Raw genomic sequence first — 21,452 nt, 5'->3', positions numbered from 1 at the left:
GCGAAATTGTTTTGATAAACTTAAGTGTTAAAGTTAAATAAAAACAAAGTATTGCGCATTGATTTTTTATAACATATTGATTTTAAGATATAAAAAATAATTACCTTAAAGTTTGGATATGATTTTTCAGGTTAATAATTTAAGTTTGAAATTATTCAAATATCCAAACTTAACATTATCTTAACTATTTTTATACTTTTTTGGAATATAAAGTTTATTTTTTATTCATTACATAATTAAAAAATAATGCGGGAATTTACCTATATAACGAGAGTTAATGCTTTTTATTCAATAGCTTGCCTGTCTTAATACGACGGTTTTTGTTCTCATTTTGCATTCTTGATTGTATCTAATTGAAAAATAATTATTTTATATTTCGTCCATTTTATTGTGCGTGTTTTATCCTTTTATAACAGGTGTTTATCTTTTTTGTTTTTAAGTGGGGTAAGCCTTTGTGAAGCGATTTTTATTATGGAGGGTGGTTTGACAAAAATTCCAAGTGCTTTAAAACTGGCTTGGTTGCATGTCGTTTTATTTGAGTTTTTCACATGTAATATACTTAGCGAATATCAATTTTTATTGAGGATGTAAGTATGAAAAATGCACTTAAACAAAACCCAAGCAGTAACTTCAATTTGAAGAATGAAATCATTAACCTAATCAGCAATAGCGCTGATGTAAAGTATGCTGACATTTCTGTTAGTGAACTGGAATCAATGCGTGCTGAGCGTGCATTTATTCCCGCTTCACGTCATGGTATTGAAACCATTTGTGGTGCGAGCTGCGAGACTGGCGCGCAATAACCACTTTAGGGCCACATACCCTATGTGGCCTTATCTCAATGAACGGTGAGATTTTATAATTTATAAAAATCAGGATGAATCCTAAGGTGAAGCTATGTCTGCAAAGTCAACGTTAAATTCTGTGGGCCCTGAAATTGCCGTCGTGACCGCGCATGGCCGTCAGTTACTTTCCAGTCGCCCTGATGAGCGCCTGATTGATGTTTTAGGCAGAAATAACGTGCCCTGGTCTGCGGTCTCTATTTATCAGCGCCGTGACGGCGAAGAGGCTATGCATTTATGTTCCGGGTTGGAAAAAACCATGGCAGAGTTTGATGCTGACCAGCTTCTGCTTTATTTTAACCGTAATGTAAACCCCTTCAAATTCTCCCCAGAGAAATTCCAAATTGTTAACAGTACCGATCAGAACTCAGAGTCAACAGAGTATATCTATCAGAATCTGAAAAATAGCGATGCCAGCGCGCAGAGCTACCTCAAAAAACTATCACCTGATGAGTGCCGCGATATTATCGCTGCACGGGTGGCAGAAACCATCAAACAGCATTTGCCTCAAGGGGCCGATCTGGTTGTGGGGGTTAGCGGTGGTGGCGACAGTAACTCACTATTGCACGGCCTGAGCCTGATTCGTGACTACGTCAATGTCCACCCGGTGATCATTATGGGTATCCCTGATTGGGATAAAGGTGTGCCACGTGCCGTGGAGCTGTGCCGTAACTATCAGTTGGACTTGAAAATTATCAAAGAGGACGAGGTCAAATCTCTGCTCGGTATTCCAGCAGACGGCGAAAGTCTGATCGACCGTTTTGAGCGCACCTTTGCGGGGGATGACTTCGAGTTTCTTGGCACGTTATTGATTCGCCTCTCATTGACACGTTATGCCCGCGAACTGGGCACCCGCTTCATTAGCACGGGGCTTAATCTGGAAGATGTCTTGTGCGAGAACCTGTTCCGTATTTCAACAGGCTTGAAACCTGCTTCCAGCCCGGCACGCAAGATCGGTGATATGACGTTGGTCATGCCATTATGGATGTGCCCGAAACGTATTATCGATGGTTGTTTCCCTAAATACTCTTTAGACAACTATGAGGCACGTTATCCGTGTTTCTCTCTGGGCCGTAATCTCTATTACAGCGTGATTTATACCCTGCAATCCAGCTATCCGGGTTTCCCTGAGCAGATGGCGCGCGGATTGTCGGAACTGGCCGCCAAGGATCCGGTTGAATACCAGCTTGACGAACAACTGGGGTTTTATGTCGAGCGTATGGTGCCGTTGGCATTGCGCCATAAATTCCAGAAAATGCTCAAGGATTCATGTGGGCAAAGCCTGGATGAACAATCTGAGGAAATATTACGTTCTGTCGAGTAATGCAATGGCCCCCTGCCGCCTTGCAGTAGGGGAGTTTCGTCTCTTTGTACAGGATCCGCCATGCTGATCAATCTTCTCGGATGTGACGGGGCAGGAAAATCAACGCAGTTAAAATGGCTGATCCCCTGGTTGGAGAAAACGACAGGATTGCCGGTGCGTACACTAGCCAAACGTGATGCCCTGCAAGCTGAAAAGTACCCTGAAGCTCGGTATTTTGGGTGTAGCTACCGTACCTTGATGTATGAAATATTGCCTGAAATGCGTGGTGAGAGCCGGGCACTTTTTCTGTTTAACCTTTTCGCCATCCAGCTTTGCCACCAGCCGCCAGCCGCGGATGAAATCGTGTTGCTTGATGGTGGTTGGCAAAAACACGTCGCGACGGAAATGGCTCTGGGGTTGAGCGAGACTTGGCTATCGCAGCTGATTGCTCCTTTCCCGTCCCCCGATCTTACGTTGTTTCTCGATGTTGAACCTAACGTGATTATCGCTTGGCGGCGTGACAACGGTGATACGCACGCGCCTTACGAGTGTGGTAACCAACTTGAATGCAGTGATGAACGTTTCCTCGAACAGATGAACAAGGTTTATTCCATTTTGTCACGCCATGCTCGCGAACAGGATTGGACCAGGGTTGATGGCCGTCAGCCCCCTGAACAGGTTTTCCAAGCCCTATGTGCCGGGGTGGAGCGTTATTTAGCCGCTCCATCGGCGGGTGCCGCCTTTCTACCGGTTAAAAATAGCTAATTTTATTGAGTGAGGACAATGTCATGGAGATTGAAGTCTCTTTAAGTGGCGAGCTGATTGATCCACGTATTTATCAGGAGGTCTCTGCGATTGGGTTGCTGCGTGGCGAGTATATTTTCCGTCGCGCGGGCAAGTATCTTACCGCCCCGGATGGGCGCCAATTGATGATTGATTATATCGAGAACGTGTTAAAGGTGTTTCCAGACAAGGACGTTTGGTATCGCTTTATTGATGCGCCAGCCAATGAAATCAACATGCTGGAAGGATATGACGAATATGTGTTGGAAGAGTTTCCAACCATTGGTTTGCGCGGTATGCGCAGGGCGATGGAATTGACCAATACTTTCGAAATTGAATTCGATGTCATTACCCAGTTGGCAAAACAACACCCGAATTTGCATATCATCTTTCCCTACGTTTGTGAGATGGCTGAAATAGAGTTCGGCATGGATTATGCCCGCCGCTTTGCTTTCCCTAACAAAATTTCCTGCATGATGGAAACACCAGCGGCGTTTTGGCACGCATCGGACATCGAGAAACTTGGCATTGAACATTTTCTGGTGGGGATGAACGATCTCAGCAGTCTGACCATTGGTGCCAGCCGGGGTAGCGGCTACGATCGCCACAACCATCCTGCTCTGATTGGTATGCTGAAATCGCTACGCCAAACGTTGAGTCATGGTCGTATCAGCATCGCCGGCTATATGAAACCGGAGTTCCTCGACATAGCCAAACAGACCGGCATGGATGCTATTACCGTGCATTATTCTTCGTTCCCGGCATTCTTTGGCGAGAAATTCAAAGACTATCAAGACATGGATTTCATGCTCAACTTTAAGAAAGGGGATAACCGTAAACGCCTGCGTCTTTGGGCTCAATCTCTGCTCGATGTTGCCAACGATAACGATGCCATGACTATCCAAGGTCTGCATTGGCACAAAAAACCGAAAAGCTGAATAGCGCAGGCAGGAGATAACCGGTGAATAACTATGTGGTGGCGATAGTGGGTGGTGGCCCGAGATCGGTTTATGCCCTGGAACGCTTATTGGCTTTGCTACGCAGAGAACCGGTTTCAGGCTCATTGCACATCCATGTGTTTGAGTCGCATGGCAGGGCAGGCGCTGGCGTCGCACATAGTGATGAGCAGCCATCGAGCAGTTATCTCAACCGGTGCGTTGATCAAATAGCCTTTGCGGCGGATGAGTCCGTCCAGGCTGCCTCGGTACTGCTGCCTCTGCCGCTAAGATTGACTTTTCATCAATGGTGTCAACAACGTTATCAGCAAACGGGAGATGAGCGTTTCAATCTTGCCGCACATGATGTGCCACACCGATATCTGCATGGCTTGGCATTACGCGATCATTTTAATCTTTACGCCGAACTGCTCAATCAATTACCCGGAGTCGAGGTTATCGCGCATCATGACGAAGTGACTTATGTACGCCGTCACTATTCCGGTTTCAAAATGTCGTTTGCCAGCAACCAGGACGCCTTGCTGGCCGATCATGTTTTATTCGTTACTGGCCATACTCCTTGCCGTCCTAGGCCAGGGACGGATGAAGCACGCTACGCACGCAACAGTCGGTATATTTCCTATCCCTATCCACTGGAACAGCGATTCAGCCTGCAAACTGTCGATGCTGGCAGTCGAATAGGGCTGCTTGGTATGGGGCTGACGGCTATTGATATCTGTTTGTACCTGACCGAAGGACGCGGCGGCCGCTTTGTTGCTGGCGATGATGGTGAGCTGCGTTATCTACACAGTGGTAATGAACCCGCCCAGATCCAGGCAATTAGCCCAAGTGGAAAAATGTATTCTGTCCGCCCGGTTAATGCCAAAGTCTTGCCGGAACACTTTCATCAGCCCCAGTTTTTTAGTGAGTCCGCGATTACGCTACTGCGCAAGAACCATGGGCGCAGCGCTACCTTGTCTGACGGTTCTTGCCAGCGGCAACTCGATTTCCGGCGTGATGTATTTCCACTGGTGGTGCTGGAGATGGCGTTGGTTTATTACCGCACTTTATTAGGCGAAGATTGGGGCCAGAGGTTGATCGAGGCCGTGACCCCTGCATATCTATCATTCCTGTCCACCGTCCCCCATCAAGTTGAACGGGATATTGAGCGGTTACTACAACCCGCCCAGCAGTTATTTGACCAGGCAGTTGTAGAGTTTCAGAGGTTTTGCGCCAGGCAAGACAGCGACGATCCTGCACTGATGCGCCTGGCCACGGCTTTTTACCGGACATTGACTGACCAGGAGCTGCCTGCTGAGCAGGTAGTGACGGCATTCCGTGCGTTACCGCCGCAACAGGTGAAATGGGGGCACTCGCCCTACCTGGCTGAACATCGGTTTGACTGGCTGTGTATTTTCGAACCTTTCACCGGCCAGCCAACAGGGAGCGTGTCGCAACGGCAGCACCAGGTACTACGCTGGTTAGAGTTAGATCTGGCGGCGGCACGTCAAGGTAACCGATTTAATCCATTGAAGGCTGCCTGTGATGGTGTTTGGCGTGATTTACGCGCCGTATTTTCTGCTGTCACCGATTTTGGTGGCTTAACACCCGCCTCTCAACGCGAATTTTCGACGTTATGGATGTCTTATTACAACCGTTTGTCAAATGGTGCGGGTGTTGAAGCGATGCAGAAAATGGCGGCCCTTATTCGCCAGGGGCTAGTCGTGCTGGCCCCAGTTGGTGTACACATTAGTTCTGCGCGTTCCGGAAAGGGTTTCATACTGCATGGCCGTGGGCAACGGCTGAAGATCGATCATTTAGCTTGTGCTCGTCTGCACCCGTTTGACGCTCGTTATCAGCAGAGTCCACTCTATCCTTCAATGTTGCGCGAAGGACTGATCCAACTATGGGAAAACCGTGATCCGGGGGGAGAGCGGTTTATTCCGGGGGGGTTGATGCTGACTGAAGCATTCCATCCACGAACCCTGGATAACACTATTGAAACCCGTCTGACATTTCTTGGTGCTCCTGTCGAAGGGGTCTGTTTCTTTCAGAACGTTGCGGCTCGTCCTCGAGCCAACAGCGCGGTGCTAAATGTGGCCCATCGGTGGGCAGCTCAAATACTGCAGGCGTTGAGAGAGTCGGTGAAGCAAGCTGAGGGGACGCCTTGGTATGACGTTACCAATTGAAAACAGTGTAAATAGCTTGCGTCAATTTCGCAAACGTATTGCGGCACGTATGGCTTATCAACAGCGGCAAAAGCAGCCACGCCATCAAGTGATCTTCGCTGTCGACGGTATTTATTCCGAGTTGGCACAGGGTTGCTGGCGTTATGCCCATCAGGAACCATGGCAGGCGATATTTCCTTCAACCTCGGCAAGCTGCTGGTTGAGTAGTTTGACGGGGCAGAGCATAGAACAGCATGGTGTTCCCGGCGTCGTGTTTCGGCCTGATCCGGCGCAGGCAACGTTGATCAACATCTGTGATTATCAGGGGGATGCCATCACGCCTCCCACGGCTAATCTGTTTACCGATTGTTACCGCTATGGGTTCACCCCACAGGCGATAGCCGGCGATCTGTTGCCCATCCAGGGAAGCTGGACGCGAGCGCTGCTGACGGGCGTTGCACATGTTGATAATCATGCTTTTTATACGGACCAGCCGTTGGTGCCGCCAGCACAGATGATCGCGCGCCTGGAAGGCGCGGTCGGGCAGAGACTGAACGGTGCGGCACCGACCCTGTTATGGTGTTTTATCGACGTCGATCAATATATTCACCTTAACGGTTATGACGACCGGGTAGAGGCATTCCTCTGTGGGTTAGCATCCTTGGCTGAGCGTTTGGTGGCGCAGGGGTGTGATGTGATTGCCTATGCCGATCATGGCTTGGTGCCGACACAGCATGATTCTGACATTGCCCGGTCGATAGAGCAGATTTGTGGTGAATTTGGCGCAACGATGGGGGGCGCTGGACGCACACGCTGGTTTTATGTTGAGCAGGAACATGAAGCTGCGATGCAGCAACGTTTGGCCAGCGCTATTGGCGATATCGCCTTGGTGATGCCGCGAACATCCCTGTTTTCAACTTCAGGTTCATCGCGTATGGGTAACCTGTTATTGATTGCGCAACAGAACCGTTTTATCTCCCCCCCCTCCTACCGCTATGAACATGGCTCACTGCAGGCTCAGGAAATGTCAGTCCCCTATGCGGTATGGGAGGACTTATGATTGCCAGAGCCATTGATTCCTATCAGAGCATGGTCGCGCTGGACGATACGCCAACAATACTGAATCTCTCCTGGACCCAGGATGAACGGCCATTTATCCAGCCGGATATCAGTGCTGTCATCCAACAGACTTTGCACTTGGAAACTGAGACAGGGCTACCCGAGATCTACCGCTATGCCGTCACCGATCCTTGGGGAGATATGACGTTACGCCAGGCGGTAAAACATTTTTTTTCTCTGGCACATGATGATTTTTCTCTGTCTTGTGGTGCGGGGGTCATTTCGTTATTGGCCGCGTTGGCATATTTATCGCAAGGGCGACGTGTGGCGATTATCGGTGATGTTTACCCGGATTATCCCTGGTATCTGCGTCAGGCAGGACGGGAGCCTTATCACATGGCGCCAGGAAGCGAGCAGGATATTGGTTCCGCAATGTGTGCCGTTGGGGCTGATATGTTGTTTCTGGAGCGTCCGGGGCTGCTGAATGATGACTATGGCGATCTCGTGAAACTGCGGCAACTGTGCCAGAGATTGGCGCAGCGCGGTATGTTGCTGTTGATCGATGAATCTAATGCCAATTATTGTTCGCCGACTTATAGCGCGGTGACTCTGCTTGGTGAGATGCCCAATCTTATTGTACTGCGCGGGATGTCAAAAGGCTGGGGGCTTGGGGGATTACGCGTGGGGTTATGCCTGTGCGCCAGTGAGCTGCAGGCCCGGGTGCGCCAGACGTTGCCACCGTTGCTCAATGCTTCATTGTCGCTGCGTATCGCCGCCAACATTTTGGCGCTAGGTGATTCCACCGCCGAGTTGCGAGCACAGATTACCCGCCATAAACGGCAAGTTCTCGAACTATTTGATGCTCAGCCCTTGGTCGCGGCCAGTAGCGCCCTGCCTTACTGGTTTCTTGGGCCGGAAATGGGGGAAGCGTTGGAAGCAAGAGGCGTCAAAGGAAAGCATCATCTCTGCTGGCGGGGAGGAGATGCAGCGATCACTTTGCTACGTCTGAGCGTCCCATTATTACCAGCAAGAATGGCTCGTTTACAACATTGCATGACATCTTATTCCGATAGCGAGGGAACCGATGGATACCGATAAGCTATTAACGATTTTTTTATTTGATCGCTCTCAAGCGGAGGTGCTGAGCAATACGCTGTCACAAGAACAGTGGCAACTATGCTTGGAGGCAGCGGTACGGCACAAAATTCTGCCGCTGGTGGCCGATTATTATCACAATGTCAGCGATCAACCATTGACGCCAGCACTATCGGAGATCCTTGCGGCGCATCGGCGCGAACGGAATAGCTGGCTAGAGGCAATCCGAGCTTTGCAGTTTGACAGCAATGAACCTCGTGCCATGTTGATGAAAGGATTTGGTCACGAGCTACTGTACCCGGAACGCATCGAGCGTTTTGCCAAGGATCTGGACATTGTCGTCCGGGATTTCCCGGCGTTTTGCCGTTTTGCCACGCAGCTCTTTCGCCGCGGTTTTTCTCTCCCTTTTATGGCTCGTTTCTATCAGCACCCCGATACTGCGCAATGGTGTGGTATTGCTCGTTTCATTTTCGAACAAGGCCTGGAGGATGGTGGAGTGGAATTACACATTGGGCAGTTTGCGGTTGACCAATACCACCTGATTGATTGGGATGAACTGGAACCTTATGCGGTGCAACAGCAATTTTCCGGGATACCATTGTGTGTGCCAGATGTGAACACGATGCTGAAAGTTTTCTTTATGGAATTGGCAACACGTCCTGAGTGCATGCTACGCGATCTGTATGACGGTCATTGCCTGTTTATGGGGGCTGGCATAGCTCCGCAGGCACTGTTTGATGAGCTTGCGAAAGCACGGTTGTTGCCGCAGGTGGAAAAACTGCTGGCAGGGTTTCACCGCTACCAGCAATCCCCTCCACTGCTGTTGCAGCATCTGGCGCGAAATATTCACGGCGATAGTGGAGCGACATCGCTCTTGTGGCAGCAACGTGCTCGCGAGGCCATTGATCGGGCCTGTGAAGAGGGGAGTTGGCAACTCAATGTCCTCAGTTTGCTGGATCGTCCCTGGGCCATACGCTGCGCATTACGTTGGGGCATGACTGTCAATGCGATACTGATTGATCAACGTTGCGCAGCGATCGGCCTGACACGTTACAAAAAATTCCTGATGCTAACCTCGCCAGCAGGCACGTTTCTGCTCGGTGTTTGTGGCCTGTTCAGTGATGAGGAAGTTGAACAATTACAGGCTTATCTGACAAGGGAGGCATTGCGCCCTGGCGTAATATTAGAGGAGAAGCAGGATGATTGAGCACCATACGATGATGAAACTGGGGGCTTTCTGGTATCCCACCGGCTACCATATTGCAGCTTGGCGACATGCCAGTGTTCAGGCTAATGCAGGTATCAATTTTCAGCACTGCGCCGAGTTTGCCCGTATGGCGGAAAGTGCGGCATTTGATTTCATTTTTCTTGCCGATAGTCTGGCTGTAAAAGGGGATGACTGGGCAGAATTGAGCCGTGGGGCACATCGCTACGTGGGGCAGTTTGAACCGTTAACCTTGCTGTCAGCATTGAGTGCGTGCACGGAACGTATCGGTTTGATTGCGTCGGCAACGACCACCTATCACCATCCTTATAATCTAGCTCGTCAATTTGCCTCTTTGGCCCATCTTAGCCAGGGACGAGCGGGGTGGAATCTGGTGACTTCTCAAAACCCATTTGAAGCCGATAATTTTGGTCTGGATAGTCATCCAGAACATGATCGTCGTTACCTGCGTGCAGAAGAGTTTGTTGATGTTGTGGCCGGATTGTGGCGCAGCTGGGACCATGATGCCTTTTGTTTCGACAAACAAAGCGGGGTGTTTTTTGACGTGGCAAAAATGCGCCCACTGAATCACCAGGGGGATTTTTTCCAGGTTAAGGGACCTTTAAACGTACCTGCTTGCCCTGGTGGTGCTCCAGTGATCGTACAGGCTGGCGCATCCGAGGCCGGGCGTAGCTTGGCGGCGCGTACCAGTGAGGTCATATTTTCGGCACAGCATGAATTACAAACCGCTAGAATGTTTTACCAGGATGTTAAACAAAGGGCACAACAAGCTGGGCGCGCCCAGCTACCTTTGGTGATGACGGGGATGTTCCCCTTCGTCGGCCGTAGCCAGCAGGAAGCGCAGGACAAGTTTGAGCAACTCCAGGCGTTGATTGATGATCGGGTCGGGTTGGCATTATTGCAGGTTCAATTGGGGGGCATCGATCTTTCCGGTCACGATCTCGATGGGCCATTACCGGTTATTCCACCCAGTAATGCCAGCCAAAGCCGACGTGAGTTACTGGTATCACTGGCTGCGCGGGAGAATTATTCTATACGGCAACTGTACCGGCATGTGGCAGGCGCACGTGGTCATTGGCAACTGATTGGCACGCCACGGCAGATTGTCGATGAAATGGAGGAGTGGTTTAGTACTGGCGCGAGCGATGGATTTAATGTGATGGCACCGTGGTTGCCAGGGGGAATGAGCGATTTTATCAACCTGGTGGTACCAGAGTTGCGTCGGCGTGGGCTGTTTCGCCAGCATTATACTGGGCGCACCTTGCGAGACCATCTGGGGTTAAGCGGCTAGTATTTTCCTTTGCGTTATACTGTTACCGGAATGTTTACTGGAGAAACAGGATGCAGCAAAAATGGCAGCAAGTAGATGAATACCTTAAGCGACAGTTACTAAACGAGGATCCAAATCTGGCGCAAACGCTTCTGGCCAACGCGGCGCAAGGATTGCCGCCGCACGATGTTTCTCCCCTACAGGGGCAGTTCTTGCTGTTGATGGTGCAGATCAGCGCGGCGCAGCGGGTGCTGGAGATAGGGACCTTGGGTGGATTCAGCACTCAGCTCATGGCACAGGCGTTACCCCCTGATGGTTGCTTGATCTCGTTGGAGAAAGAAGAGAGAAATGCCGCTGTTGCTCGTGAAAATATTGCGCGTGCTGGCTTGTCCGGCAAGGTGACGATCAAGGTTGGCGAGGCGGCAGAGCTGTTGCCTGAGTTACAAGAACAAGCTCCGTTCGACCTGGTTTTCATCGATGCTGATAAACAGAATGCGCTGTTATATCTGCAATGGTCCATCAGGCTTGGCCGGACGGGCAGTGTGATCATCATGGACAATGTGATCCGCGGTGGTGCGATTATTGATACTGAACGTGATGTTCATGCTGACGGGATCTGCCAGACGCTTGAAGTGGTGAAACAATTTCCAGAATTGACAGCAACCGCGTTACAAACGGTGGGCGAAAAGGGCTGGGATGGGTTTGCGTTGTTGCGGGTGGATAAATCGTCACCGAAGAAGCAAAACTCCATGGATTTGCCCTGATTTGCTTCACAAGGCTAATAAGGTATCTTTAGCAAGGTCCGCCGTAAACCTTGCCCAATTTACGGCGGGGGGCAGTCACAGGTGCGGAATATTGCGCCCGTAGTAGATCTCCTGCATCTCTTTCCACAGCAGATCGGTGATCCTTTTCCGCTCCGCCTCGCTCAGTTCGTCCGGCCTGGCGTTGAACAGATAGTGCTTCAGATCGAAATCCTTCAGCAGCATCTTGGTGTGGAAGATGTTCTCCTGATACACATTGACATCCATCATGTGGTACAGCGCCTTCATATCCTCGGACATAAAGTTCTGGATCGAATTGATCTCATGATCGATGTAATGCTTTACGCCGGCGACATCGCGGGTGAAACCGCGTACGCGATAGTCCATGGTGACGATATCGGATTCCAACTGGTGGATCAGATAGTTCAGCGCTTTGAGCGGTGAAATTACGCCGCAGGTAGAGACTTCAATAGTAAGCGTCTCATCCAGACCGTATTGACGTTTATTCAGATGTGAGGTCGGTTTTCCACGGCAGTAGGTCGCGCAGCCGGTTTACCGGCCAGTCCTGGATATGCGTGAGCACATGACGCAACCAAGCTTCCGGCTCTACGCCGTTCAGCCGGCAGGCGCCGATAAGGGAGTACAGTACGGCAGCACGCTCTCCGCCCGCGTCTGAACCCGCGAACAGCCAGTTTTTCCGGCCCAGGGCAACGCCGCGCAGCGCGTTCTCCGCGATGTTGTTGTCTATCTCCGCCCAGCCGTTGCTGCAGTACAGGTTTAACGCGTCCCACTGCTTCAGCAGGTACGCGAATGCCTTTGCCGTATCCGAGTGGCGCGACAGCACCGTCATCTGCACCTGTATCCAGTCGTACAGCGACTGCATCAGCGGGATAGTCTGCTCCTTACGTACTGCCAGCCGTTCTTCTGCCGGGCTGCCGCGTATCTCCGCCTCGATGGCGTACAGCTCACCGATGCGCCTCAGCGCTTCGGTGGTGATATCTGTCGGCGTGCGGGCGTGAACGTCGTGGATTTTTCGGCGGGCATGGGCCATGCAGGCCGCTTCCGTGATGCGGCCGTCTTCGTACAGCGCGTTATAGCCGCCGTACGCGTCCGCCTGCAGGATGCCGCCGTACCCGGCAAGGTGACGTTGCGGATGCACGCCCTTACGGTCCGGCGAGTACGCGAACCACACCGCGGGCGGCAGCTGTGAACCGGCATTGCGGTCATCACGCACGTAGACCCACAGCCGGGCCGTGCGCGTCTTGCCGCTGCCCGGCTCCTGCACTGGCACAGGGATATCGTCGGTGTGCACCTTACCCGGCATCAGAACGTACTGACGCAGCAGGTCGTACAGCGGCTCAAGCAGCTCGCTGACCGCACCGGACCAGCGCCCCAGCGTGGCACGGCTCAGCTCCACGCCCTGCCGGCGGTATATTTCCGACTGGCGGTAGTGCGGCGTATGTTCCGCGAACTTCGCCGTGACGATGCGGGCCAGCAGGCCGGGGCCTGCGTAGCTGCGCTCGATGGGTTTTGACGGCGCGGGGGCCTGTGCGATGTGGTCACAGCTGCAGCAGGCCAGCTTCGGCCGCTGCGTTTCGATAACCTTGAAGGCGCTGCTGATGAGCTCCAGCTGCTCCGACACGTCGCAGCCCAGCGAAGTGAGCTCGCCGCCGCATTCCGGGCAGGCGGTTTCTGCCGGCGGCAGCGTGCGGGTTTCGCGGGGAAGCGAGGCGGGCAGCGGCTTGCGGGCGGAAGACTGGCGCAGCGGCTGCGGGAGTACCGGGTCGTGCTGCTCACCCAGCACCTCCGCCATCTCCTCCTGCAGGGCGCCGATGCGCTCCTCCGCCTCACTGACCTGGCGCGCTGTTTTCTCACGCAGCTTTTCGGAGCTTTTGCCGAACTGCATACGCTGAAGCTTAGCGACCAGCGCCTTCAGCCGGCTGATTTCGCTGGCGTACGCCGCCACCCGCTGCGAGAGCAGGCGGTTATACTCCGCCATTTTGCGGATGGTCGTTTGCTGCTCCTGCAGCAGCGCCCTGAGCCGGGCGTTTTCATCGGGGTATGAGGTGTCCATGAACCCACTTTAGCGCAGGTTACACCCGCAGGCCAGGGCGTTCCGTCCGCTGCGGATGCCGCCAGTTAATGCCTTCCAGCAGCATCGACAGCTGCGCCGGCGTCAGGTGCACCTTACCGTCGCGGGTCACCGGCCACACGAAGCGCCCCCGCTCCAGCCGTTTGGTGAACAGGCACAGGCCGTCCCGGTCCGCCCACAGCACCTTTATCATGTCGCCGCGACGGCCGCGGAAGATGAACAGATGCCCGCTGAACGGGTCATCCCGCAGCGCGTTCTGCACCTTCGACGCCAGCCCGTTGAAGCTGCAGCGCATATCCGTCACGCCGGCAACCAGCCAGATGCGCGCCCCTGCGGGAAAGTTAATCATGCCTCACCCTCCCTGAGTTCGCTGACCAGTACGCGCAACAGCTCCGGCGTCAGCGGCCCGGTCAGGCTCAGGCTTCCGCCCGGTAGCGTCAGCTTGCAACTGATGACCGGTGGAAGGTCCGTTGATACGGTCCCGGTCCGCCCTGGCGGAGGCGAAAGAGGCTCCACGGTGACGGGGATGAGTGTGGCTCTGCTGGCAGGATCCAGCAGCCCCTGGCGATGCAGATTACGCCAGTTAAACACCAGATTGTCGTTAACTCCATGCTGCCGCGCCAGCTCTGCCACACAGGCCCCCGGCTGCAGGCTCAGCTCCGCCATACGGATCCTGAACTCCAGAGGCCAGTCCGGACGACGTTTTTTGACGGGAAGGTTGGTTTCGAGGTTGAAGGCGTAAAGCTCATCCTCAAGGCGTTCCGGCGTATACCCTTCCGGCAGTGGCCAGTTAATGCCGGTGCGTCGAAAACGCGTAAACATTTTATGAACGGCAGAAGAGCTGACATTGAGTTGTTCAGCGATTTCACGGTAGGTCAGTGCGTCGTTAAATCGCAGGCTGAGTGCAGTGGTGATCCAGGTTCTTCTGGAGTAAGGCGTATTTTTGTCCACGGTAGTGTCCATGTTCGCGAAAGTGTCCATGGTAGGAAACACGGGCGAAAATGAAAGACGGTCTGGATGAGACGCTTACCTTCAATATCGGCCCGGAAGGTACACAGGCCGCCTTCTGGATGGCTTTCCGGATAGGTGTGAACGCAGATATGGCTTTTATCCAGATGTGCTACCACCGTCTTTGGCAGCGGCCCTGGGTGTTCAGAGGTATCCACGTCTTTCGGATCGACCGGCTCTTCGCTCATCAGAATGGTGACGCTGGCGCCTTGCGGATCGTAGTCCTGGCGGGCGACGTTGAGAATATTGGCGCCAATGATCGAGCAGGTTTCACTGAGGATCTCGGTCAGGCGGTTGGCATTGTACTGTTCGTCAATGTAGGCGATATAGCCGTCGCGGTCGTCTGCGGTTTTGGCATAACAAATATCGTAAATACAAAAACTCAGGCTCTTGGTCAGGTTATTGAAGCCGTGCAGTTTGATCTTTTGCAATTAGATTTAGCCCCTATCTTCTCGCTTAACGTGAAACGTTCAGTGCATTGAGCAAATACTGCGGCAGGGCAAAGCTGCCAGCGTGAATTGCCGGATTGTAGTAGCGGCAGTCTAAGCCACTTTGATGAAAGCGTTGTTGCAGCGTGGTGACATCCAGCTGGCGCAAAGCCGGATTCTGGCTGGCCCAGGCAAAGGTCATGATGCCGCCGTAATAGGTTGGGATCGCCGCCTGATAGAAGCTGACGTCGTTAAAATACTGGCTGAGCTTGGTGTGGCTGTTGACCGCTTCGTCCTGCTGCAGGAAGCAGACGCCGTTCTGAGCTACGAAGATGCCACCCTCGTTGAGGCAGCGTGCGCAACCTTCATAGAACGCCGAGGTAAACAGGCTTTCACCGGGGCCGATCGGATCGGTACAGTCAGAAATAATCACGTCGAATTTTTCGTCGCTCTGGCTGACGAAATTGACGCCATCGTCGATCACCAGCTTGAAGCGGGGATCGTCATAGGCACCGGCGTTGTGATTCGGTAAGTATTGGCGGCAGAACTCCACCACGCCCGCGTCGATCTCAACCATGGTGATCTGTTCAACGCCCTGATGGCGGCAGACTTCACGCAGCATAGCCCCGTCGCCACCGCCGATAATCAGCACTTTCCTGGCCTGGCCATGGGCCAGCAGCGGCACGTGGGTCATCATTTCGTGATAGATAAACTCATCGCGTTCGGTAGTCTGTACCACGCCATCGAGAGCCATCACGCGGCCCAGCACCGGGTTTTCAAATATCACCAGATCCTGATGCTCGGTTTTCTCACGGTAAAGTACCTGCTCTACTGAGAAGTACTGGCCAAAGTTGGCATGCAGCGTTTCATACCAAATCTCTTTCTGGGTCATGTGCGGGTTACTCCGTAATAACAACCATGAAAAATGAGCGCAACATCATAAACCCTACGTGTGGCAAATTACAGCATTGTCGGCAGGGCAACAGATAGGCGATGGCAAACCCTGCCAGCTATCGTTGGCAAGGCTGAGAGAAAGCAGGGGAAGTTAGTTGGCGTAGGCCAGCAGGCTCAAGGAGTCGCGCGCCAGAGATTTGCACTTGTTGGGGGTAGGAATAGCAATGCCGCTGAGATCGCGGTAGCTGTCTTCACCCAGGGATTTCATATTAAAGCTATTATAGTTAGTCAAATCCCAACGGTTTTGCTGGGCGAAGTACACGATGGCGCGTTTGATTTGTGCGTTAGGCAAATCATTGTAGCCACAATCGTTTTTCAGATAGACAAACACCGCGGTCAGATCGGCAAGATCTTCCGCTTCGGATTCATTTAGCGCCAGGCTGGCATTGGAAAAGCCCAGCATAGTCAGCAATAGCATTAACAACGTTGTTTTTTTCATCATGAAATAGACCTGTTCAATATCTGCTGACGTTACCACACTTGGCTGTAAAGGCACCAAATTAATTATGTGGGCTTAACACTCCTTAATAGTAGCTCTTGACCTTCCACTAAGGGGAGGGTTTAGGCTGCGGATCTTAAGCTTTCGATCACTGAGAAAAGGGAACCAGCGATGTTACGCCGTGATTTTATCAAACTGACCGCCGCAATAGGTGCCGCAAGCGCCTTGCCATTATGGAGCCGTGCCGCCTGGGCGGCCGATCGTCCAGCCTTGCCGATCCCACCGATTTTGACGCCAGATGCGCAAGGAAAGATCGCTTTGGCGCTGCAAACCGGTGAGATGAACTGGCTGCCTAACGTGGCTACCCGCACCTGGGGGATTAACGGTGCGTTGCTTGGCCCAGCGGTCCGTTTGCAACGGGGTAAGCCGGTGACGGTAGATATCAGTAATAAACTGCCAGAGGCCAGCACGGTGCACTGGCACGGTTTAGAGATCCCCGGTAATGTCGACGGTGGTCCACAAGCCTTGATCCAACCTGGTACTACCCGCACGGTGAGTTTCACTGCCGATCAGCCAGCGTCTACCTGCTGGTTCCATCCCCATACGCATGGCAAAACCGGCGAGCAGGTAATGAAGGGGCTGGGGGGACTGGTGCTGTTGGAAGATGAAGAAAGCAGCCAGCTACCCTTGCCGAAGACCTGGGGAACCGACGATATTCCCGTGATCCTGCAAGATAAGCGCCTGGGCAAAGACGGTCAAATCGAATATCAATTGGACATCATGAGCGCGGCCGTGGGCTGGTTTGGTGACCGCATGTTCACCAACGGTGCCAGCTATCCGCAACATATCGCGCCACGCGGCTGGCTGCGTCTGCGTTTCCTGAACGGCTGTAACGCCCGCTCGCTTAACCTGTCCACCAGCGACAATCGCCCATTATACGTGATTGCCAGTGACGGTGGCTTCCTGGGCGAACCGGTGAAACTGACCGAACTGCCGATGCTGATGGGCGAGCGCTTTGAAGTGCTGGTTGATGCCTCCGATGGCAAGCCGTTCGATATCGTTACCCTGCCGGTGAAGCAAATGGGTATGACGCTGGCTCCGTTCGATCAGCCGCTGCCGGTATTGCATATTCAGCCATCGCTGGCGCAGGGCGTGAAATCCATGCCGGACAGCCTGGTGAAATTGCCTGCGCTGCCATCGCTGGCCGGGGTGCAGGAACGCTGGTTGCAACTGATGATGGATCCTAAGCTGGATATGCTGGGGATGCAGGCTCTGATGGATCGCTATGGTCATCAGGCAATGGCCGGGATGAGCATGGATCACGGCAATGCCGCTGGCAACATGGCTGGTATGGATCATAGTAAGATGCAAGGCATGGATCAGGGCAACATGGCGGGAATGGACCATAGCAAGATGGATCATGGCAGCAAGCCGTTTGATTTCAGCCATGCCAATACCATCAACGGTAAAGCCTATGATATGCACAAGCCGGCGTTTGAAGCCAAGCGCGGTAAATACGAGAAATGGACCATTTCCGGCGAGGGCGACGTGATGATGCACCCGTTCCATATCCATGGCACCCAGTTCCGCATTCTGTCGGAAAACGGCAAGCCACCGGCGGCCCACCGGGCAGGCTGGAAAGATACGGTGCTGGTAGAAGGTTGGCGCAGCGAAGTGCTGGTGCGCTTCAATCATCTGGCTAGTGCCGATCAGGCTTATATGGCCCACTGCCACCTGCTGGAACATGAAGATACAGGGATGATGCTAGGCTTTACCGTAGCTGAATAAGTTATCCCAGGCTGCGGCAAACAACGCCGCAGCCTGTAAAGTGGTGACGCACTCGCGTCGCCACCGCCCGCCAGCTATGCTAAACTCTGCGCCCTTCTTCCGGCAACTGACCTGAAAACTATGAAACACACTGTAGAAGTAATGATTTCCGAGCAGGAAGTTAAGACCCGTATTGCTGAACTTGGCCGCCAGATCACCGAAGACTACCGCGATAGCGGCAGTGACATGGTGCTGGTCGGGTTGCTGCGTGGCTCTTTCATGTTTATGGCCGATCTGTGCCGCACCATTGAGGTGCCGCATGAGGTCGATTTTATGACCGCTTCCAGCTACGGCAGCGGCATGTCTACCACCCGTGACGTGAAAATCCTCAAAGATCTGGATGAAGACATCCGTGGTAAAGACGTATTGATCGTCGAAGACATCATCGATTCCGGCAACACTCTGAACAAGGTACGTGAGATCCTGGCGCTGCGTGGGCCGAAGTCTTTGGCGATTTGTACGCTGCTGGACAAGCCTGAGCGCCGTGAGGTTGAAGTGCCGGTGGAATATGTCGGCTTCCCGATCCCGGACGAGTTCGTGGTGGGTTATGGCATCGATTACGCCCAGCGTTATCGCCATCTGCCTTACATCGGCAAAGTGGTGATGCTGGACGAATAATCCGGCCGGGGTTCAGCAGGGCGCTGAACCCCGATCAGGCGCTAGAACAGGCCTTTCTCCTGTTTGAGTGTGGCTATCGCTTTGCGGTAGCCCATCTCCAGGCTCTCACGGCTGGTGGCGGTGACTTCCAGATCGTGCAGACGACCGTCCTGGATCCCGTACACCCACCCGTGGATCATCACTTTCTGGCCGCGTTTCCAGGCAGACTGCATGATGGTTGAGTGGCCCAGGTTATACACCTGCTCAATGACGTTGATCTCGCACAGCACATCCAGACGTTGTTCCGGTTCCAACTCGCCGAGCAGGGAACTGTGCTTGTACCACAGATCGCGAATGTGCAGCAGCCAGTTGTTGATCAACCCCAGTTCCGGGTTCTCTACAGCCGCTTCTACCCCACCGCAGCCCAGGTGACCACAGATAATGATATGTTCAACCTCCAGCACGTCGACGGCATACTGCACCACTGACAGGCAGTTCAAATCGGTATGGATCACCAGATTGGCGACGTTACGGTGAACGAACAGCTCACCCGGCTCCAGGCCGGTCAGGCGTTCGGCAGGCACGCGGCTATCGGAGCAGCCGATCCACAAGAATCGCGGTTTTTGCGCTTGGGCCAAACGTTCAAAGAAGCCGGGATCTTCCTTGTTGATATTAGCGGACCAGGCTTGGTTGTTGGCGATAAGCCTTTCGATTTCTTGCATGGCGGTTATTGGCCTGTTATGAACGAATTGCGTTGATGTAATATATGGCAAGCGTCACAATTTGGAAATCGGAACAGTTAAGCAATTTTCTGCCCTCTGGAATTCGCACGGATTCAACTCGGTAATCGGGCCGCTGATGATAAACTCCCTCTTAGACAAGTTCGGCAGCCAACTCCATCAAAAGGTACTCTCATAACTTATGAATTATGCACTGGAAATAGCGCAGCTGACCAAAACCTATGCGGGTGGCGTCAAGGCATTGCGCGGTATCAATCTGAACGTGGAGGCGGGGGACTTTTATGCCCTGCTCGGGCCGAACGGCGCCGGGAAATCCACCACCATCGGCATTATCAGTTCACTGGTCAACAAGACGGCGGGCACGGTGCGAGTGTTTGGTTACGATATCGATAAGGATATCGTTAATGCCAAGCGCCAGCTCGGGCTGGTGCCGCAGGAATTCAACTTTAACCCGTTTGAAACCGTGCTGCAGATTGTGGTCAACCAGGCGGGATATTATGGCGTGGAACGCCGCGAGGCGATGGCGCGGGCAGAAAAGTACCTCAATCAGCTCGATCTCTGGGGTAAACGTAACGAGCGGGCGCGTATGCTGTCTGGCGGGATGAAACGCCGCCTGATGATTGCCCGTGCGCTGATGCATCAGCCCAAACTGCTGATCCTCGACGAACCGACAGCCGGGGTGGATATCGAGTTGCGTCGCTCGATGTGGGGCTTCCTCAAAGAGCTGAACGCCCAGGGCACCACCATTATCCTGACCACACACTATCTGGAGGAAGCAGAAATGCTGTGCCGCAATATCGGCATCATCCAGAACGGTGAGCTGGTAGAAAACACCTCGATGAAGGGGCTGTTGGCCAAGCTGAAGTCCGAAACCTTTATCCTCGATCTGGCGGCGAAAAGCCCATTGCCCCATCTTGAGGGTTACAACAGCCGTTTGACGGACACCTCCACGCTGGAAGTGGAAGTGATGCGTGAGCAAGGTCTGAACGGTCTGTTCACCCAACTGAGCGCGCAGGGGATCCAGGTCCTGAGTATGCGTAATAAGGCCAACCGGCTGGAAGAGCTGTTCGTCAACCTGGTGAACGGCAATGGAGAACAAGCATGATGCATTTGTATTGGGTGGCCTTGAAAAGCATCTGGGCCAAAGAGATCAACCGCTTCGCCCGCATCTGGATCCAGACGCTGGTACCGCCAGTGATCACCATGACCCTGTATTTCATCATCTTTGGCAACCTGATTGGGTCGCGTATTGGTGAGATGCACGGTTTTGATTATATGCAGTTTATCGTGCCGGGCCTGATCATGATGGCGGTGATTACCAACTCCTACGCCAATGTGGCGGCATCATTCTTTAGTGCCAAGTTCCAGCGCAATATTGAAGAGCTGCTGGTGGCACCGGTACCGACGCACGTGGTGATTGCCGGTTATGTTGGCGGTGGCGTGGCGCGTGGTATCTGTGTGGGGATCCTGGTGACGGTGATCTCGCTGTTCTTCGTTCCGCTGGTGGTCCATTCCTGGTGGGTGATCGCGGTGACGCTGTTGTTGACGGCGATCCTGTTCTCGCTAGGCGGTTTGCTTAATGCCGTCTTTGCCAACACCTTTGACGATATCAGCCTGATCCCGACCTTTGTGCTGACGCCGCTGACCTATCTGGGCGGGGTATTTTACTCGCTGACGCTGTTACCGCCGTTTTGGCAGGCGGTCTCCAAACTGAATCCGATCGTCTACATGATCAGTGGTTTCCGCTTCGGTTTCCTGGGCATTTCCGACGTGCCGTTAGCGCTGACCATGCTGGTGCTGGTGGCGTTCATTGTGGTGTTCTACGGGCTGGCCTGGTATCTGATTGAGCGTGGCCGCGGCTTGCGTTCCTGATGTCATTTCCCTCCTCCGTTGCCGGGGGAGGGAGTTTATTGATTTAGCACATAC

General features: G+C 53.1%; 20 protein-coding genes and 2 pseudogenes. 14 read left to right on the top strand and 8 right to left on the bottom strand.

Features of this window, described 5'->3' with window-relative positions; all coding sequences use genetic code 11:
* Positions 1-593 precede the first annotated feature (593 nt).
* The 10 genes from KGP16_RS21650 to KGP16_RS21605 all read left to right on the top strand — a co-directional run bounded on the left by KGP16_RS21650 (position 594) and on the right by KGP16_RS21605 (position 11,444).
* Positions 594-803, top strand: coding sequence for a hypothetical protein (locus tag KGP16_RS21650; protein ID WP_094981443.1), 210 nt, complete (start codon positions 594-596; stop codon positions 801-803).
* Positions 804-897: 94 nt separating this feature from the next.
* The gene (locus KGP16_RS21645) at positions 898-2,166 is read left to right on the top strand and encodes a hypothetical protein (RefSeq protein ID WP_094981444.1); all 1,269 of its coding nucleotides are present in this window, start codon (positions 898-900) and stop codon (positions 2,164-2,166) included.
* Positions 2,167-2,226: 60 nt separating this feature from the next.
* Positions 2,227-2,910 (top strand): Thymidylate kinase-like protein, encoded by a 684-nt coding sequence (locus KGP16_RS21640; protein WP_021179717.1) that lies wholly within the window; start codon positions 2,227-2,229, stop codon positions 2,908-2,910.
* Positions 2,911-2,933: 23 nt separating this feature from the next.
* Positions 2,934-3,866: a putative PEP-binding protein gene (locus tag KGP16_RS21635; protein ID WP_021179718.1), complete on the top strand. Its 933-nt coding sequence runs from the start codon at positions 2,934-2,936 to the stop codon at positions 3,864-3,866.
* A 23-nt stretch (positions 3,867-3,889) separates the two neighbouring features.
* Entirely contained in the window at positions 3,890-6,052 is a 2,163-nt protein-coding gene (locus KGP16_RS21630) for an FAD/NAD(P)-binding protein (protein WP_223500319.1), read from the top strand.
* The gene (locus KGP16_RS21625; RefSeq protein ID WP_094981446.1) at positions 6,036-7,091 is read left to right on the top strand and encodes a hypothetical protein; all 1,056 of its coding nucleotides are present in this window, start codon (positions 6,036-6,038) and stop codon (positions 7,089-7,091) included. The genes KGP16_RS21630 and KGP16_RS21625 overlap by 17 nt, the downstream gene beginning before the upstream one ends.
* Positions 7,088-8,188: an aminotransferase class I/II-fold pyridoxal phosphate-dependent enzyme gene (locus tag KGP16_RS21620; protein WP_223500318.1), complete on the top strand. Its 1,101-nt coding sequence runs from the start codon at positions 7,088-7,090 to the stop codon at positions 8,186-8,188. Before KGP16_RS21625 ends, KGP16_RS21620 begins: the two co-directional genes overlap by 4 nt.
* Positions 8,175-9,392 (top strand): nucleotidyltransferase family protein, encoded by a 1,218-nt coding sequence (locus tag KGP16_RS21615; protein ID WP_115159310.1) that lies wholly within the window; start codon positions 8,175-8,177, stop codon positions 9,390-9,392. The genes KGP16_RS21620 and KGP16_RS21615 overlap by 14 nt, the downstream gene beginning before the upstream one ends.
* Positions 9,385-10,701, top strand: coding sequence for an LLM class flavin-dependent oxidoreductase (locus KGP16_RS21610; RefSeq protein WP_181817536.1), 1,317 nt, complete (start codon positions 9,385-9,387; stop codon positions 10,699-10,701). Before KGP16_RS21615 ends, KGP16_RS21610 begins: the two co-directional genes overlap by 8 nt.
* Positions 10,702-10,751: 50 nt before the next feature.
* Positions 10,752-11,444, top strand: coding sequence for an O-methyltransferase (locus tag KGP16_RS21605; protein WP_094981449.1), 693 nt, complete (start codon positions 10,752-10,754; stop codon positions 11,442-11,444).
* 75 nt (positions 11,445-11,519) lie between these two features.
* Here KGP16_RS21605 and KGP16_RS21600 read toward each other — a convergent pair.
* The 7 genes and pseudogenes from KGP16_RS21600 to KGP16_RS21570 all read right to left on the bottom strand — a co-directional run.
* A pseudogene (locus KGP16_RS21600) lies at positions 11,520-11,912 on the bottom strand (S-adenosylmethionine decarboxylase); the annotation flags it as partial.
* Between the two features lie 31 nt (positions 11,913-11,943).
* Positions 11,944-13,515, bottom strand: a complete 1,572-nt coding sequence (locus KGP16_RS21595) for an IS66 family transposase (protein ID WP_223499771.1) — start codon at positions 13,513-13,515, stop codon at positions 11,944-11,946.
* Between the two features lie 19 nt (positions 13,516-13,534).
* On the bottom strand, positions 13,535-13,882 hold the full coding sequence (gene tnpB, locus KGP16_RS21590; RefSeq protein ID WP_223499772.1) for an IS66 family insertion sequence element accessory protein TnpB: 348 nt from the start codon (positions 13,880-13,882) through the stop codon (positions 13,535-13,537).
* Complete coding sequence (gene tnpA / locus KGP16_RS21585; protein ID WP_223500317.1) at positions 13,879-14,496, bottom strand: IS66-like element accessory protein TnpA; 618 nt, start codon at positions 14,494-14,496, stop codon at positions 13,879-13,881. Before tnpA ends, tnpB begins: the two co-directional genes overlap by 4 nt.
* 68 nt (positions 14,497-14,564) lie before the next feature.
* Positions 14,565-14,972 (bottom strand): annotated as a pseudogene (locus KGP16_RS21580) (S-adenosylmethionine decarboxylase); the annotation flags it as partial.
* Between the two features lie 25 nt (positions 14,973-14,997).
* Entirely contained in the window at positions 14,998-15,861 is an 864-nt protein-coding gene (gene speE, locus KGP16_RS21575; protein ID WP_021806257.1) for a polyamine aminopropyltransferase, read from the bottom strand.
* 153 nt (positions 15,862-16,014) lie between these two features.
* Complete coding sequence (locus KGP16_RS21570) at positions 16,015-16,362, bottom strand: YacC family pilotin-like protein (RefSeq protein ID WP_037375824.1); 348 nt, start codon at positions 16,360-16,362, stop codon at positions 16,015-16,017.
* A 171-nt stretch (positions 16,363-16,533) separates the two neighbouring features.
* Between KGP16_RS21570 and cueO the strand changes: the two genes are divergently transcribed.
* Together cueO and hpt are read left to right on the top strand one after the other, a co-directional pair.
* Entirely contained in the window at positions 16,534-18,150 is a 1,617-nt protein-coding gene (cueO, locus tag KGP16_RS21565) for a multicopper oxidase CueO (RefSeq protein ID WP_094981450.1), read from the top strand.
* 120 nt (positions 18,151-18,270) lie between these two features.
* A complete protein-coding gene (hpt, locus tag KGP16_RS21560) occupies positions 18,271-18,807 on the top strand; it encodes a hypoxanthine phosphoribosyltransferase (protein ID WP_071681992.1) in 537 nt (178 codons plus the stop codon).
* A gap of 41 nt (positions 18,808-18,848) precedes the next feature.
* On the opposite strand, the gene can is transcribed toward hpt, so the two are convergent.
* Positions 18,849-19,508 (bottom strand): carbonate dehydratase, encoded by a 660-nt coding sequence (gene can / locus KGP16_RS21555; RefSeq protein WP_024484342.1) that lies wholly within the window; start codon positions 19,506-19,508, stop codon positions 18,849-18,851.
* A 199-nt stretch (positions 19,509-19,707) separates the two neighbouring features.
* On the opposite strand from can, the gene KGP16_RS21550 reads away from it, so the two are divergent.
* Both KGP16_RS21550 and KGP16_RS21545 read left to right on the top strand, forming a co-directional pair.
* Positions 19,708-20,631 (top strand): ABC transporter ATP-binding protein, encoded by a 924-nt coding sequence (locus tag KGP16_RS21550; protein WP_021806255.1) that lies wholly within the window; start codon positions 19,708-19,710, stop codon positions 20,629-20,631.
* Positions 20,628-21,398 carry an ABC transporter permease gene (locus KGP16_RS21545; RefSeq protein ID WP_021179732.1) on the top strand — a complete coding sequence of 257 codons (771 nt, stop codon included), beginning with the start codon at positions 20,628-20,630 and terminating at the stop codon, positions 21,396-21,398. The genes KGP16_RS21550 and KGP16_RS21545 overlap by 4 nt, the downstream gene beginning before the upstream one ends.
* Positions 21,399-21,452 lie beyond the last annotated feature (54 nt).

This window comes from Serratia sp. JSRIV006, assembly GCF_019968685.1.
GTDB lineage: Bacteria > Pseudomonadota > Gammaproteobacteria > Enterobacterales > Enterobacteriaceae > Chania > Chania fonticola_B.
The sequence above is the reverse complement of the archived record's forward strand: the minus strand, read 5'-3'. Positions and strand labels throughout refer to the sequence as shown.

Bases quoted from the DNA above. Each gene is read 5' to 3' on its own strand.
- KGP16_RS21650 (WP_094981443.1), top strand. From the start codon at position 594: ATGAAAAATGCACTTAAACAAAACCCAAGCAGTAACTTCAATTTGAAG.
- KGP16_RS21645 (WP_094981444.1), top strand. From the start codon at position 898: ATGTCTGCAAAGTCAACGTTAAATTCTGTGGGCCCTGAAATTGCCGTC.
- KGP16_RS21640 (WP_021179717.1), top strand. From the start codon at position 2,227: ATGCTGATCAATCTTCTCGGATGTGACGGGGCAGGAAAATCAACGCAG.
- KGP16_RS21635 (WP_021179718.1), top strand. From the start codon at position 2,934: ATGGAGATTGAAGTCTCTTTAAGTGGCGAGCTGATTGATCCACGTATT.
- KGP16_RS21625 (WP_094981446.1), top strand. From the start codon at position 6,036: ATGACGTTACCAATTGAAAACAGTGTAAATAGCTTGCGTCAATTTCGC.
- KGP16_RS21620 (WP_223500318.1), top strand. From the start codon at position 7,088: ATGATTGCCAGAGCCATTGATTCCTATCAGAGCATGGTCGCGCTGGAC.
- KGP16_RS21615 (WP_115159310.1), top strand. From the start codon at position 8,175: ATGGATACCGATAAGCTATTAACGATTTTTTTATTTGATCGCTCTCAA.
- KGP16_RS21610 (WP_181817536.1), top strand. From the start codon at position 9,385: ATGATTGAGCACCATACGATGATGAAACTGGGGGCTTTCTGGTATCCC.
- KGP16_RS21605 (WP_094981449.1), top strand. From the start codon at position 10,752: ATGCAGCAAAAATGGCAGCAAGTAGATGAATACCTTAAGCGACAGTTA.
- KGP16_RS21595 (WP_223499771.1), bottom strand. From the start codon at position 13,515: ATGGACACCTCATACCCCGATGAAAACGCCCGGCTCAGGGCGCTGCTG.
- tnpB (WP_223499772.1), bottom strand. From the start codon at position 13,882: ATGATTAACTTTCCCGCAGGGGCGCGCATCTGGCTGGTTGCCGGCGTG.
- tnpA (WP_223500317.1), bottom strand. From the start codon at position 14,496: ATGGACACTACCGTGGACAAAAATACGCCTTACTCCAGAAGAACCTGG.
- speE (WP_021806257.1), bottom strand. From the start codon at position 15,861: ATGACCCAGAAAGAGATTTGGTATGAAACGCTGCATGCCAACTTTGGC.
- KGP16_RS21570 (WP_037375824.1), bottom strand. From the start codon at position 16,362: ATGAAAAAAACAACGTTGTTAATGCTATTGCTGACTATGCTGGGCTTT.
- cueO (WP_094981450.1), top strand. From the start codon at position 16,534: ATGTTACGCCGTGATTTTATCAAACTGACCGCCGCAATAGGTGCCGCA.
- hpt (WP_071681992.1), top strand. From the start codon at position 18,271: ATGAAACACACTGTAGAAGTAATGATTTCCGAGCAGGAAGTTAAGACC.
- can (WP_024484342.1), bottom strand. From the start codon at position 19,508: ATGCAAGAAATCGAAAGGCTTATCGCCAACAACCAAGCCTGGTCCGCT.
- KGP16_RS21550 (WP_021806255.1), top strand. From the start codon at position 19,708: ATGAATTATGCACTGGAAATAGCGCAGCTGACCAAAACCTATGCGGGT.
- KGP16_RS21545 (WP_021179732.1), top strand. From the start codon at position 20,628: ATGATGCATTTGTATTGGGTGGCCTTGAAAAGCATCTGGGCCAAAGAG.